Genomic DNA, 12,773 nt, shown 5'->3' with positions numbered 1-12,773 from the left:
AGCCAGTCTCAGGCCTGGTGCGGCGCGCCCTCCCCCGGCTCCTCGCCGGCGATCTGGCCTTCGCCCCAGGCAATCTGTTCCGCCAGCTCCTCGATCGCCTGACCGAGTTCGTCGCGCTGGCGTTTCATCTCGTCGAGCCGATGACGCGCCACCTTGAGCGTCTCGGCCAATTGCGTCTTCTGCTGATCCCCCATGTTGTAGAGGTCCAGCAGCTGGCGAATGTCCTCGAGGCTGAAGCCGAAGCGCTTGCCGCGCAAAATCAGTTTCAGCCGCGCCCGGTCGCGCCGGGTGAACAGCCGCTTCTGACCCTCGCGGATCGGAAACAGCAGCTCCTTCGCCTCGTAGAACCGCAAGGTGCGCGGCGTCACATCGAACGCATCGCACATCTCGCGGATCGTCATCACATCCTCGCTCATCGAGCGCCTCCCGGTTTCCTTGCGTAAGCCAGAGCGGGAGATCGAATGTCCGCCCCGACATTACAAGTAAAGTTGACGTTCGCGTCACCGTAACGTGGCGTCACGGTGACGCTGACGTAATGTCAGGAAAAACTGACCGCCTGGTTAAGAAATTTCGTGACCTGCAACCATCGCAAATTCGGGCGCCGCAGAGGAGGATCGCTCCCCTCCGGCGGGCGAATTCGAACCGCTTTCGGGGTCAGGAATCAAGCATCTTCGCGACGTCGTCACGCAATTGGCGCAGATCGGCGATGGTGCCGTCGAGGTCTTCGCGCTGCTGCGTCAGCACGCCGAGCTGGCGATTGGCGAGCTCGATCCAGGCGCGGTTCTGCGCCTCGGTGCCCTTCTGGTCGTAGATCTGCAGCCATTGCCGCAGCTCCTCGAGGGAGAAGCCGAAGCGGCGCCCGCGCAGGATCAGCGTCATCCGGGCGATCTCGCGCGGGCCGTAGAAGCGGGCGCGGCCCTCCTTCTGCGGCGAAAGCAACTCGATATACTCGTAATAGCGCAGGGTGCGCGGCGTCACGTCGAAACGCGCGCACATTTCCTTGAAAGTCAGAACGTCGGGCATGGTGGTCTCCCCTGGCGCGAAGCTAGCGCCTTGCCCGAAGGGGTTCAACCGGCATATCGGGGCGGGGCGACGTAACGGCGAAGCCCGCGCGGGGCGCTTGCGCCGGGGCGCGGGGCGCGGCATCGTCGGGCAAACGGAGGCGAGGATGAGTGACACGGGCGATCTGAAACTTTCGGCGGCGCGGCAGTTCATCGCGGCGATCCCGCATGCGCGCGCGCTCGAGATGCGGCTCGATGCGCTGGGCGGCGGGGCGGCGGAGATCTCGATGCCCTGGTCGGAGGTGCTGGTGGGCGATCCGCGCACCGGGGTGATCCATGGCGGGGCGGTCTCGGCCTTGATGGACACCTGCTGCGGGGCGGCGGTGATGAGCCACCCGGAGGGGCCCACCGCCACCGCGACGATCGACCTGCGCATCGACTACATGCGCGCCGCGACGCCGCGCCAGCGCATCACCGCGCGCGCCGAGGTCTATCACATCACCCGCACCGTGGCCTTTCTGCGCGCCACCGCCCATGACGAGGAGGCGGGGCTGCCCGTCGCCACCGCCACCGGCGCCTTTACCGTCGAACGTCCGAAAGGGGGCGCGAAATGAGCCGGCCGAAGCCCGAACCCGTGCAGGTGGTGAAGCAGCGCCGCGATGCCGCGCTGAGCGCGCTGGTCACCGGCGTGCCCTATATCCGCTTTCTCGGCATCGAATTCGACCGCCGCGGCGACGAGCTGACCGCGGTGCTGCCCTTCGACGAAAAGCTGATCGGCAACCCGTTCCTGCCGGCGCTGCATGGCGGGGTGACGGCGGCCTTCCTCGAGGTTTCGGCGATCGTGGAACTCAGCTGGTCGATGCTCTGGGAGGATGTCGAGGCCGGGCTGATCGACCTTTCCGCGCCCGAGCCGGTGCTGCCGCGGCTGCCGAAGACGATCGACTTCACCGTCGATTACCTGCGGTCCGGCCTGCCGCGCGACGCCTATGCGCGGGCGCGGGTGAACCGCTCGGGCCGGCGCTATGCGAGCGTGCATGTCGAGGCCTGGCAGGACAATCGCACGCGGCCCTTCGCGCAGGCGACGGGGCATTTCCTGATGCCCGATCCGGCGGCGCATGGCTGAGATCACCCATCGCCGCGTGCTCTCCATCGCGGCGCCGATCGTGCTGTCGAATGCGACGGTGCCGCTTCTGGGCGCGGTCGACACCGGCGTCGTCGGCCAGATCGGGGCGGCGGCGCCGATCGGGGCGGTGGGGCTTGGCGCGGTGATCCTGGCCTCCGCTTACTGGGTCTTCGGTTTTCTGCGGATGGGCACGACCGGCCTTGTCGCGCAGGCGAAGGGGCAGGGCGACGCGACCGAGGTTGCCGCCGGTCTTGCCCGCGCGCTGATCGTCGCCTGGGCCGCGGGGCTTTGCCTGATCGTGTTGCAAGGACCGCTCTTCTGGGCGGCGTTCCGCCTCGCGCCCGCCTCGGCCGAGGTGGAAACCCTCGCGCGGCAGTATCTTTCGCTGCGGATCTGGGGCGCGCCGGCGACGATCTCGCTTTACGCCTTCACCGGCTGGCTGATCGCGGTGGAGCGCACCCGCGCGGTGCTGGTGCTGCAGCTGGTGATGAACGGGCTGAACGTGGGGCTCGATCTCGGCTTTGTCCTGGGCCTCGGCTGGGGCGTGCGGGGCGTCGCCGCGGCCACGCTGATCTCGGAATGGACGGGATTTGCGCTGGCACTCTGGCTGGCGCGCGGGGCCTTCGCCGCCGGGCTGAGCCGCGCCGCGGTGCTTGCCCGGGCGCCGCTGAGGCAGATGGCGCGGGTGAACACCGACATCATGATCCGCTCGGTCGCGTTGCAGGGCAGTTTCACCGCCTTCCTCTTCCTCGGCGCGGGGCAGGGGGATGTGAAGCTCGCCGCGAACCAGGTGCTGATGCAGTTCCTCGAGACCACCGCCTATGCGCTCGACGGTTTCGCCTTTGCCGCCGAAAGCCTCGTCGGTCAGGCGGTCGGCGCGCGTTCCGTGCGACAGCTGCGCCGCGCGGCGGGGCTTGCGTCGCAATGGGGCGTGGGCGGGGCGCTCCTGCTTGGCGCCGTCTTCTTCCTCGCCGGGCCCGCGATCATCGACCTGATGACGACGGCGCCCGAGGTGCGCGAGACGGCGCGGATCTACCTGCCCTGGCTCGCCCTCGCCCCCGCGATCGGCATCGCGAGCTGGATGTTCGACGGCATCTTCATCGGTGCCACGCTGACGCGCGAGATGCGCAATGCGATGCTGCTGTCGGTCGCGGTCTACGCGCTGGCGCTGGGCCTGCTGATCCCGGCCTTCGGCAACCACGGGCTCTGGGCCGCGCTGATGGTGCTCAACGCGACGCGGGGGCTGACGATGGCGCGGCTTTACCCGCGCGCCGAGGCGAAGGCGGCGGGCTGAGCCGGTCAGACGTGCTGGCCGCCGTTCACCTCGATCTCGGTGCCCGAGACATAGCTCGAGGCCTCGGTGCAGAGGAACCAGATCACGTCGGCCACCTCGCGCGGCTGGCCGAGGCGGCGCAGCGGCAGGGTCTCGACGATCTTTTCGGTGCCGGGGGAGAGGATCGAGGTCTCGATCTCGCCGGGCGCGATCGCGTTCACCCGCACGCCGAGGGGGCCGAAGTCATGCGCCATCTCGCGGGTGAGCGCCTTCAGCGCGGCCTTCGAGGTGGCATAGGCGGCGCCGGCAAAGGGGTGCACGCGCGAGCCCGCGATCGAGGTGACGTTGACCACCGCGCCCTGCGTCGCCGAAAGCTCCTCCTTCAGCCCGCGGGCGAGCACGATCGGCGCGAAGAAATTGACGTGGAAGACCTGGCCCCAGGTCCGCAGGTCGGTGTCGATCGAGTTGAGCCGGCTGCCGCCCGGCCCCTTGGGCGAGATGCCCGCGTTGTTCACCAGCGCGTGCAGCTTGCCGTCGAGGCGGGAGCGGATCTCGGCGATCGCCTCGATCGTGCGCGAGGGATCGGCGAGGTCGATCTGGATGTGATCCTCGCGCCCGCCGCCCCAGGGGCATTCCTCGGGGAAGGGCTGGCGCGAACAGGTGATGATCCGCCAGCCCTCGCGCGCGAATCGTTTCACCGTGGCATGGCCGATCCCCCGGCTCGCCCCCGTCAGCAGCATCACCTTGCGTTCGTCCATCGTCGCACCTCATCTTTGGCCCCAACCTAAACCCCGGCGCGGCCTTGGCAATAGCCCGGGCGCGCGTGGTCGGACGGGCCTTGGCAGGGGGGGCAAATCGCTCTAACACTTTCCCGACTTTTCCCGGGGGCAGATCATGAGAAAGCAGACCATGGACCGTGACTGGATCGCCACCGCCCGGACGCTGTCCGAGGCGCTTCCCTACCTGCAGCGCTACACCGGCGCCGTGGTCGTCGTGAAATTCGGCGGCAACGCGATGGGCGACGACGACGCGATGGCGGAATTCGCGCGCGACGTCGTGCTGATGAAACAGGTGGGCATGAACCCGGTCGTCGTGCATGGCGGCGGGCCGATGATCAACGAGATGCTCGCGAAGCTCGGCATCAAGTCGGACTGGGTGCGCGGCAAGCGCGTCACCGACAAGGCCACCGTCGAGGTGGTCGAAATGATCCTCTCGGGCCTTGTGAACAAGCGCATCGTGCAGGCGATCAACGACCAGGGCGGGCGCGCCGTCGGCATCTCGGGCAAGGACGACGACCTGATGGTCTGCGAGGCGGACGATCCCGAGCTTGGCTTCGTGGGCCGGCCGGTGGAAATGAACGTCGAGGTGATCCGCGACCTTTACAACGCCGGGCTGATCCCGGTGATCGCCCCGGTCGCGACCGGCGTGAACGACAACGAGACCTTCAACGTCAACGGCGACACTGCCGCGGGCGCGATCGCGGGGGCGTTGCAGGCCGATCGCCTGCTCCTGCTCACCGATGTGGCCGGGGTGAAGAACAAGACGGGCGAGGTCATCACCCAGATGTCGCCCGAGGAGGTCGAGGGGCTGATCGAGGACGGCACGATCTCGGGCGGGATGATCCCGAAGGTCGAGACGGCGCTCAAGGCGGTGAAGGAGGGCGTGCGCGCCGTCGTCATCCTTGATGGCCGCGTGCCGAACGCCTGTCTGCTCGAGCTTTTCACCGAACATGGCGCGGGTTCGATGATCCGATCGACCTCGCCGCGGGTGAAGCCGCGCCGGCGGTGAGCCAGCCAGAGATGAGCCTGCCCGGGCCGCTGCGCGCCGCGCTGGCCGCGGAGCGCCTTTTCGTGTCGGGACTGGTGGCGGAGGGGGCGGAGACGATCGCGCTCCTCTCCCCCGACGAGCCGGGCTTCTGGGCGCATGTCACCGCGGCGCCGGAATTTGCCGATGGCGCGCCCGATCCGCTAGACCGCTGGTCGGAGCGGGTGATCGGGCGGATCGCGGCGGAGCAGGGCGCGCGGGCGCTTTTCCCCTTTGGCGGGCCGCCGCATCAGCCCTTCTTCGCCTGGGCGCTGCGCTCGGGGCAGGCGGTTTCCTCGCCGGTGCGGCTGATGGCGCATGCGCGGATGGGGCTCTGGGCCTCGTTCCGGGGCGCGCTGGCGCTGCCCGGGGCCTTGGTGCAGGTGGCGCCCGCCGCCGATCCCTGCGCGCCCTGCGCTGCGCCCTGCACCCGGGTCTGCCCGGTCGGCGCGATGTCGCGCGAGGGCTACAACGTGCCGCTTTGCCACGATTTTCTCGATACGCCCGAGGGCGCGGAATGCCTTGAACGCGGTTGTCTTGCGCGCCGCGCTTGCCCCATCGGGCAAACCTATGGCAGGCTGGAGGTGCAATCGGCCTGGCACATGAGGCACTTCCACAGATGACCCCTTCCGGATACCGCCGCCTGATCCTCACGCGGCACGCGAAATCGAGTTGGGACGACCCGCTCATGGCCGATATCGACCGGCCGCTGAACGCGCGCGGCCATGCGGCGGCGCGCGAGCTGGGCGATTTCCTCGCCTCGCGCGGCTATGACCCGGAGGAGGTGCTCTGCTCCTCGGCGCGGCGCACCCGCGAGACCTGGGACGAGGTGGCGCGCGCCGCGCTCGAGACCCGGCCGGAGCTGCGCTACCTGCCCGAGCTTTACCACGCGACGCCGGAGGCGATGATGGCGGCGCTGGCGCAGGCGAGCGCGCCGACGGTGATGATGATCGGGCACAACCCGGGGATCGCCGAATTCGCCGCGCGCCTGCCGGCGAAACCGATCTACAGTGGCGATTTCCGCAAATATCCGACCTGTGCGACGCTGATCGTCGAGTTCCAGGCGGAGGACTGGCGCGAGGTCACCGTCGGCTCGGGCGCGATGCTCGAATTCTTCACCCCCTCGAACCGGGGGCGGTGAGGGGCGCCGCAGCGCCCCTTGCCGGGGCGCTCAGCGCGAGCGCACCATGCCCATGATGTCGAGCGTCTTCGCGAGCACCGGCTGCGCGATCGCATCGGCCTTTTCGGCGCCCTTGCCCAGGATCCGGTCGATTTCGGCCGGATCGTTCATCAGCCGCGACATCTCGGCCGAGATCGGCGCGAGCTTCGCCACCGCGAGATCGGCGAGCGCGGGCTTGAAGACGCCCCAGCCCTGACCGCCGAATTCCGCGATCACCGCCTCGGCGCTTTGGTCCGAAAGCGCGGCGTAGATGTTCACGAGGTTGCGCGCCTCGGGCCGCTCCGCGAGGCCCTCGAGCGTTTCGGGCAGCGGCGCCGGGTCGGTCACCGCCTTGCGGAACTTCTTCGCGATCGTGTCGGCATCGTCGGTCAGGTTGATCCGGCTCGCATCCGAGGGGTCGGATTTCGACATCTTCTTCGAGCCGTCGCGCAGGCTCATCACCCGCGTCGCGGCGCCCTCGATCAGCGGTGCGGGGGCGGGGAAGAAATCGACCTTGTAGTCATGGTTGAACTTCGCCGCGATGTCGCGGGTAAGTTCGACATGCTGCTTCTGATCCTCGCCCACCGGCACCATCGTCGCGTGATAGACGAGGATGTCGGCCGCCATCAGAGCCGGATAGGCAAAGAGGCCAAGCGACTGCGCCTCGGCATTCTTGCCGGCGGTCTTGTCCTTCCACTGCGTCATGCGGTTCATCCAGCCCATCCGCGCGACACAGTTGAGGAGCCAGCCCATTTCCGCATGGGCCGAGACCTGGCTTTGGTTGAAGAGCACCGAGCGCTCCGGGTCGATCCCCGCGGCGATGAAGGCGGCGGCCGCCTCCCGCGTCTGGCGTTTGAGCGCCTCGGGCTCCTGCCAGACGGTGACCGCGTGCAGATCGACGAGGCAATAGATCGTCTCGATCCCCTCGTCCTGTTTCTGGGCAAAGCGCTTCAGCGCGCCGAGGTAGTTCCCGAGCGTCAGGTTACCCGACGGCTGGATCCCCGAAAAGATGCGCGGTTTGAAGGCGGCGTTGATGTCTGCAGGCTGGTCGCTCATGGCGGAAGGCTCCGGGCTGGATAATCGGATGCCGAGGGCTTATCGCTAAAGCGCGCGGGGCGTCAACCGGACCCCCGGAACCGGAGGCCCCATGCGCTACGATTACCAGGAACATCCGATCAACCCGCTGCCGCCCGTGGTCTGGCTGCTGGTCGCGCCGATCATCCTTGGCGAGATCCTGTTCGGCCTTGGCCATGCCGGCCTTGCCGGAGAGGCGGCGACGGCCTGGCGGCTCGAGGCGTTGCAGCGTTTCGCCTTCGATCCGGAGATGCTGCGCCGGATGGTGGCGCAGAACCAGTGGCCCTGGCGCGGGGTGGCGCGGCTTTTCACCTATTCCTTCGTGCATGCCTCGCTGACGCATGCGGCGATGGCGGGGGTGTTCATCCTCGCGCTCGGCAAGTTCGTGGGCGAGATCTTCCGCGGCTGGGCGGTGGCGGCGGTGTTCTTCGTCTCCGCGCTGGTCGGCGCGCTGGTCTATGCCGCGATGCCCTTCACCCAGGTCGCGCTTTACGGCGCCTATCCCGGGGCCTACGGGCTGATCGGCGCCTTCACCTGGATCCTCTGGGTGCGGGTCGGGGGCACGCCGCAGCATCGCGCGCAGGCGTTTTCGCTGATCGGGATGCTCGCGGCGGTGCAGCTGATCTTTGCCGCGATCTTCGGCGCCTCGCCGGACTGGATTGCCGAATTCGCGGGCTTTGCCGCGGGCTTCGGGATGAGCTTTCTCGTCGGGCCGGGGGGCTGGCGGCGCACGCTCGACCGGCTGCGCCGCCGCTGATCCTTACGCCCGCTTGCGGCGCAGCATCGACTTGAGCTCGCCCGCGCCATAGACGCCGACCGCGGCGCCAAGGCCGAAGTAAAGCGCGATGCCCGAGCCGCAGAGAATGCCGAGCGCGCCCCAGCGCGCGGCGCCGTGGCTTGCGAGCATCGGGGCGAGCGCATCGGCGGTGAACCAGAGCTGCACGCCCATCACGGCCGAGACCGCGAGGATGCGCCAAAACCGGCGCCAGAAGCGCGCGTCGGGATGCGCGGCGCTGCCCATGCCGCGCGCGCCCCACCAGAGCTGGGCGACCATCGTCCAGCCCGAGACGGTGGTGGCAAGCGCGGCGGCCATGAAGCCCATCACCGGCATCATCCCCACCGCGAAAGCGGCGTTCACCACCATCGAGGCCACGGCGTAATAGAACGGGCGGCGGGTGTCCTCGCGCGCGTAGAAGAGCGGTTGCAGCACCTTTTGCAGCACGAAGGCGGGCAGGCCGAGGCCATAGGCGGCGAGCGCCAGCGCCGTGGCGGTGGTATCCTCGGGGCGCCAGGCGCCGCGATCGTAAAGCACCGAAATGAGCGGCGTCGCGATCACGACCAGCGCCACGGCGGCGGGCACGGTGAGGAAGAGCGCGAATTCCGCGCCGCGCGAGAAGCTCTCGCGCGAGGCGGCATGATCGCCCGCGCGCAGGTGGCGCGAAAGCACCGGCAAAAGCACGGTGCCGATCGCGATGCCGACGACGCCGAGGGGGAGCTGATAGAGCCGGTCGGCATAGCTCAGCCAGGCGACGGCGCCCTCGGTGAAGGAGGCCACCTGACGGCCGACGAGCAGGTTGACCTGCACCACGCCCCCCGCGAGCACAGCGGGGCCGGCGATGATCAGCAGGCGCTTCAGCTCGGGCGTGATCCGCGGCCGCCCGGGCCACAGCGCGAAACCGAGCCTTTGCGCCGCGACCCAGGTGAAGGCGAATTGCGCGACGCCGGTCAGTGGCACCGTCCAGGCGAGCGTGAGGCCCATGTCCCAGCCCGCCTTGTCGGCCATCCACATCGCGACGATGAACATCAGGTTCATCAGCACCGGCACCAGCGAGGCCTCGGTGAAGTGGCCAAACGCGTTCAGCACGCCCGAGAGCAGCGCCACGAGCGAGATGAAGAGGATGTAGGAGAACCCGATCCGGCCATAAAGCACGGCGAGGGTGAAGCGCTCGTCGCCGTGAAAGCCCGAGGCCATCGCCCAGACGAGCCAGGGCATCGCCAGCGTGCCGAGCACGGTGAAGAAGATCAGCACCGCGGAAAGCCCGGCGAAAGCGTCCTGCGCGAAGCCCTTCGGATCGTCGCCCGCCTCGAGCTTTTTCGCGAACATCGGCACGAAGGCCATGTTGAACGCGCCCTCGGCGAAGAAGCGGCGGAACATGTTCGGCAGCGAGAAGGAGACGAGGAAGGCCTCGGCCACCGGGCCGGAGCCGAGATAGGCCGCGATCATCATGTCGCGCACGAAACCCAGCAGGCGGGAGCCGAAGGTCCAGCCGCCGACGGTCAGGAAGCCCCGTACGAGGCGGACGGGTTTCATGCCGTGGCCGCCCGTTCCGCCCCGCGGGTGATCGCCTCGCGCAGGCGCTTGTCGAGCGCCTCCTTCTTCGACTTCGACAGTTTGAAGCCGAAGCTGTCCTTGACGTAGAAGCTGTCGACGACCTGCGCGCCATAGGTCGCGATCACCGCCGAAGCGATATAGACGTTGTTTGAGGCGAGCGCGCGGGTCAGGTCGTACAGCAGGCCGGGCCGGTCGCGGGTATCGACCTCGATGATCGTGTAGATGTCGGAGCCGCCGTCGTCGAAGGTGATATGGGTCGGGAACTTGAACTCGCGTTCGCGTTTCTTGACCTTGTCGCGGTCCTTCAGCGCCTCGCGCGCGACGACCTCGCCCTTCAGCGTGCGCTCGATCATCTTGCGCAGCCGCGGCAGGCGCGCGGCCTCGTAGGGGTGGCCCTCGGCGTCCTGGATCCAGAACACGTCGGTGGCGTAGCCGTCCTTCGAAGTGTAGCTGCGCGCGTCGACCACATTCGCGCCGACAAGCGCGAGCGCGCCGGCGAGCCGCGAGAAGATGCCCGGATGGTCGGCAAGCGCAAAGGCCGCGCGCGTCGCGTCGTGGTCGGGGTCGGCATGCAGGTCGATGCGGATCTCGTCATCGCCGATGCGCTTGAGCAGCTGCGCGAAGATCACCTGCATATCGGTCGAGAGCCCCTGCCAATAGGGATCGTAATGGCGCGCGGTTTCGGCACGCAGATCCTTCGTCTCCCAATCCGAGAGCGCCTCGCGCAGGGCACGTTTCGCCTCATCCGAGCGCTGTTCGCGGTTGACCGCCTCGAGCCCGTGTTCGAGCGCGCGGGCGGTTTCGGTGTGCAGCCGGCGCAGGAGCGTCGCTTTCCAGTTGTTCCAGACACCGGGGCCGACGCCGCGGATGTCGCAGACGGTGAGCACGGTGAGCAGGTCGAGCCGCTTGCGCGATTTCACCAGCTTGGCGAAGTCGCGGATCGTGCCCGGGTCCGACAGGTCGCGTTTCTGCGCGACGTCGGACATCAGCAGGTGATGGCGGATCAGCCATTCGACGGTTTCGCATTCCTCGGCATTGAGGCCGAGCCGCGGCGCCACCTTGCGCGCGATCTGCGCGCCGAGGATCGAGTGATCTTCGGGCCGGCCCTTGCCGATGTCGTGGAGCAGGAGCGCGACGTAAAGCACGCGCCGGTTCACCCCCTCGTCGAGGATATGCGAGCTGAGCGGCAGGTCTTCGACGAGCTCGTGGCGCTCGATCTGCGCCAGCGTCGAGATCACCTGGATCGTGTGCTCGTCCACCGTGTAGCTGTGATACATGTTGAATTGCATCATCGCCACGATCGGCTCGAATTCCGGGATGAAGGCGGCGAGCACGCCAAGCTCGTTCATCCGGCGCAGCGAGCGTTCCGGGTTGCCGTGTTTCAGCAGCAGGTCGAGGAAGATGCGCTGCGCCTCGCGGTTCTCGCGGACCTTGTCGTCGATCAGGTCGAGATGCGCCTGAACCACCCGCATCGCGTCGGGGTGGATCAGGAGGCCGGTGCGCAGCGCCTCCTCGAAAAGGCGCAGCAGGTTCAGCGGATCGGCGAGGAAGGCCGCCTGATCGGTGATGTTGATCCGGCCGTTGTCGTCGAAAAGCGGGGTGGTCAGCGGCTTGCGCCGGCGGAACAGCCGCTTGAGCACCGGCGGGCGCTTGACGTGCTGCGCCTCGAGCTTGGTGAGGAAGATCCGCGTCACGTCACCCACCCGGGTGGCATGGCGGAAATAGTCCTGCATGAAGATCTCGACGCCGCGGCGCCCGGCGGTGTCGGCGTAGCCCATGCGGCGGGCGACCTCGACCTGCGCGTCGAAGGAAAGCTGGTCGGAGGCGCGTTTCGCGATCAGGTGCAGATGGCAGCGCACCGCCCAGAGGAAATCCTCGGCGTCGCGGAAATGCTGATATTCCTCGGGGGTGAAGACGCCGAGCGGCACGAGCTCGGCCGCCTTGTTCACGCCGTGGATGTATTTCGCGATCCAGTAGAGCGTCTGCAAGTCGCGCAGGCCGCCCTTGCCCTCCTTCACGTTCGGTTCGAGCACGTAGCGCTGCCCGCCCTGGCGGCGGTGGCGCTCGGCCCGTTCGGCGAGTTTCGCCTCGGTGAACTCGGGGCCGGTGGTGCGGAAGAGGTCGTTGCGCAGCGTGTCGGAGAGGCGATGCGCGAGGCCCGCGTCGCCGTCGATGTAGCGCAGTTCCAGCAGTGCGGTGCGGATCGTCACGTCCTCGCGGCCAAGGCGCAGGCATTCCTCGACGGTGCGCGAGGCATGGCCGACCTTCAGCTTCAGATCCCAGAGCATGTAGAGCATGGTCTCGATCACGCTCTCGCCCCAGGGGGTGATGTGATGCGGCATCAGGAACAGCAGGTCGACATCGGAGGAGGGCGCCATCTCGGCGCGGCCATAGCCGCCGACGGCGAGCACCGAGAAGGCCTCGCCCTTGCCCGGATGGATCCGCAGCGCGACATGGAGCACGGCGCGGATGATGCCGTCGGTCATCTTCGCGTAATTGTGGACGGTTTCACGGGCCTCGCGCGGATGGCTCATGAAATCCGCCTCGATCCAGGGCAGCGCCGCGTCGCGCGCGGTGGTGAGGAAATGCACCGTCTCGCTGCGCAGCGCGCGTTCGTCGGTTTCCTGGCCGAGCGCGTCGTCGAGCGCCTGGATCAGCGGAAGGCGGGTCAGAAGCAAGGGCGCCCCGGCGCTGGCCGGGGCGGAGGTCGTGGTTTCGGTCACTTGATCGCCTGTTCCCAAAGCGGGCCTTTCCTGGGGCCGTCGGGGCGCGCCCGGGAGGGGGCGCGCCGGTTAGCTCAGAACCCGGCGCCGAAGGAGCGCGGTGCGGGGTCGATCACCACGACCTGGCTGTTGCGGATCTCCGCCACGGCAAGGCCGCGTTCGTTGGTGCCCTCGTTGCGCAGCCGGAAGATGCCGTTGACGCCGACGAAGCCCGAGGGCTGGGTGAGCGCGCCGCGGGTGAGCGCATCGGCGCGGCCCGATTTCACCCGCGCGCCGATCGCGGCG

13 protein-coding genes and 1 pseudogene are annotated in these 12,773 nt (G+C 68.3%); 7 read left to right on the top strand and 7 right to left on the bottom strand.

Annotated elements, in window-relative coordinates; translation table 11 throughout:
* Positions 1-8: 8 nt before the first annotated feature.
* Both AB7U46_RS04205 and AB7U46_RS04200 read right to left on the bottom strand, forming a co-directional pair.
* The gene (locus AB7U46_RS04205) at positions 9-416 is read right to left on the bottom strand and encodes a MerR family transcriptional regulator (RefSeq protein ID WP_428335681.1); all 408 of its coding nucleotides are present in this window, start codon (positions 414-416) and stop codon (positions 9-11) included.
* 238 nt (positions 417-654) lie between these two features.
* Complete coding sequence (locus AB7U46_RS04200) at positions 655-1,023, bottom strand: MerR family transcriptional regulator (protein ID WP_428335680.1); 369 nt, start codon at positions 1,021-1,023, stop codon at positions 655-657.
* A gap of 145 nt (positions 1,024-1,168) precedes the next feature.
* On the opposite strand from AB7U46_RS04200, the gene AB7U46_RS04195 reads away from it, so the two are divergent.
* Genes AB7U46_RS04195 through AB7U46_RS04185 form a run of 3 tightly spaced genes read left to right on the top strand, consistent with a single transcriptional unit; the run spans position 1,169 to position 3,418 of the window.
* Positions 1,169-1,615: a PaaI family thioesterase gene (locus AB7U46_RS04195; protein ID WP_428335679.1), complete on the top strand. Its 447-nt coding sequence runs from the start codon at positions 1,169-1,171 to the stop codon at positions 1,613-1,615.
* Complete coding sequence (locus AB7U46_RS04190) at positions 1,612-2,124, top strand: PaaI family thioesterase (protein ID WP_428335678.1); 513 nt, start codon at positions 1,612-1,614, stop codon at positions 2,122-2,124. The genes AB7U46_RS04195 and AB7U46_RS04190 overlap by 4 nt, the downstream gene beginning before the upstream one ends.
* Entirely contained in the window at positions 2,117-3,418 is a 1,302-nt protein-coding gene (locus AB7U46_RS04185) for an MATE family efflux transporter (RefSeq protein ID WP_428335677.1), read from the top strand. The genes AB7U46_RS04190 and AB7U46_RS04185 overlap by 8 nt, the downstream gene beginning before the upstream one ends.
* A 5-nt stretch (positions 3,419-3,423) precedes the next feature.
* On the opposite strand, the gene AB7U46_RS04180 is transcribed toward AB7U46_RS04185, so the two are convergent.
* Positions 3,424-4,155 carry an SDR family NAD(P)-dependent oxidoreductase gene (locus AB7U46_RS04180; protein WP_428335676.1) on the bottom strand — a complete coding sequence of 244 codons (732 nt, stop codon included), beginning with the start codon at positions 4,153-4,155 and terminating at the stop codon, positions 3,424-3,426.
* 151 nt (positions 4,156-4,306) lie between these two features.
* Between AB7U46_RS04180 and argB the strand changes: the two genes are divergently transcribed.
* From argB to AB7U46_RS04165, 3 genes are read left to right on the top strand one after another with little or no spacing between them, the layout of a single operon-like run.
* On the top strand, positions 4,307-5,185 hold the full coding sequence (gene argB / locus AB7U46_RS04175; RefSeq protein ID WP_428335780.1) for an acetylglutamate kinase: 879 nt from the start codon (positions 4,307-4,309) through the stop codon (positions 5,183-5,185).
* Positions 5,182-5,823, top strand: a complete 642-nt coding sequence (locus tag AB7U46_RS04170) for a ferredoxin (RefSeq protein ID WP_428335675.1) — start codon at positions 5,182-5,184, stop codon at positions 5,821-5,823. The genes argB and AB7U46_RS04170 overlap by 4 nt, the downstream gene beginning before the upstream one ends.
* Entirely contained in the window at positions 5,820-6,341 is a 522-nt protein-coding gene (locus tag AB7U46_RS04165) for a SixA phosphatase family protein (protein ID WP_428335674.1), read from the top strand. Before AB7U46_RS04170 ends, AB7U46_RS04165 begins: the two co-directional genes overlap by 4 nt.
* 30 nt (positions 6,342-6,371) lie before the next feature.
* Here the strand turns inward: AB7U46_RS04165 and trpS are convergent, their stop codons facing one another.
* Entirely contained in the window at positions 6,372-7,415 is a 1,044-nt protein-coding gene (gene trpS, locus AB7U46_RS04160; RefSeq protein WP_428335673.1) for a tryptophan--tRNA ligase, read from the bottom strand.
* A gap of 91 nt (positions 7,416-7,506) precedes the next feature.
* Here trpS and AB7U46_RS04155 point away from each other — a divergent pair, with 91 nt between their 5' ends.
* Complete coding sequence (locus tag AB7U46_RS04155) at positions 7,507-8,190, top strand: rhomboid family intramembrane serine protease (protein ID WP_428335672.1); 684 nt, start codon at positions 7,507-7,509, stop codon at positions 8,188-8,190.
* Between the two features lie 3 nt (positions 8,191-8,193).
* Here AB7U46_RS04155 and murJ read toward each other — a convergent pair whose 3' ends face one another.
* The 3 genes and pseudogenes from murJ to AB7U46_RS04140 all read right to left on the bottom strand — a co-directional run.
* Positions 8,194-9,744 carry a murein biosynthesis integral membrane protein MurJ gene (murJ, locus tag AB7U46_RS04150; protein WP_428335671.1) on the bottom strand — a complete coding sequence of 517 codons (1,551 nt, stop codon included), beginning with the start codon at positions 9,742-9,744 and terminating at the stop codon, positions 8,194-8,196.
* A complete protein-coding gene (locus tag AB7U46_RS04145; RefSeq protein ID WP_428335779.1) occupies positions 9,741-12,437 on the bottom strand; it encodes a [protein-PII] uridylyltransferase in 2,697 nt (898 codons plus the stop codon). The genes murJ and AB7U46_RS04145 overlap by 4 nt, the downstream gene beginning before the upstream one ends.
* Positions 12,438-12,562: 125 nt before the next feature.
* Positions 12,563-12,773: pseudogene (locus AB7U46_RS04140) on the bottom strand (penicillin-binding protein activator); the annotation flags it as partial.

The sequence above is a fragment of the Paenirhodobacter sp. genome (genome assembly GCF_050177655.1).
Classification (GTDB): domain Bacteria; phylum Pseudomonadota; class Alphaproteobacteria; order Rhodobacterales; family Rhodobacteraceae; genus Rhodobacter.
Note: the sequence above shows the minus strand (reverse complement) of the source record. Positions and strands in the feature narration are given on the sequence as shown.

Excerpts from the sequence above, each read along its gene's own strand:
- AB7U46_RS04165 (WP_428335674.1), top strand. The coding sequence starts at position 5,820 with ATGACCCCTTCCGGATACCGCCGCCTGATCCTCACGCGGCACGCGAAA.
- AB7U46_RS04195 (WP_428335679.1), top strand. The coding sequence starts at position 1,169 with ATGAGTGACACGGGCGATCTGAAACTTTCGGCGGCGCGGCAGTTCATC.
- murJ (WP_428335671.1), bottom strand. The coding sequence starts at position 9,744 with ATGAAACCCGTCCGCCTCGTACGGGGCTTCCTGACCGTCGGCGGCTGG.
- argB (WP_428335780.1), top strand. The coding sequence starts at position 4,307 with ATGGACCGTGACTGGATCGCCACCGCCCGGACGCTGTCCGAGGCGCTT.
- AB7U46_RS04185 (WP_428335677.1), top strand. The coding sequence starts at position 2,117 with ATGGCTGAGATCACCCATCGCCGCGTGCTCTCCATCGCGGCGCCGATC.
- AB7U46_RS04155 (WP_428335672.1), top strand. The coding sequence starts at position 7,507 with ATGCGCTACGATTACCAGGAACATCCGATCAACCCGCTGCCGCCCGTG.
- AB7U46_RS04205 (WP_428335681.1), bottom strand. The coding sequence starts at position 416 with ATGAGCGAGGATGTGATGACGATCCGCGAGATGTGCGATGCGTTCGAT.
- AB7U46_RS04190 (WP_428335678.1), top strand. The coding sequence starts at position 1,612 with ATGAGCCGGCCGAAGCCCGAACCCGTGCAGGTGGTGAAGCAGCGCCGC.
- AB7U46_RS04180 (WP_428335676.1), bottom strand. The coding sequence starts at position 4,155 with ATGGACGAACGCAAGGTGATGCTGCTGACGGGGGCGAGCCGGGGGATC.
- AB7U46_RS04200 (WP_428335680.1), bottom strand. The coding sequence starts at position 1,023 with ATGCCCGACGTTCTGACTTTCAAGGAAATGTGCGCGCGTTTCGACGTG.
- trpS (WP_428335673.1), bottom strand. The coding sequence starts at position 7,415 with ATGAGCGACCAGCCTGCAGACATCAACGCCGCCTTCAAACCGCGCATC.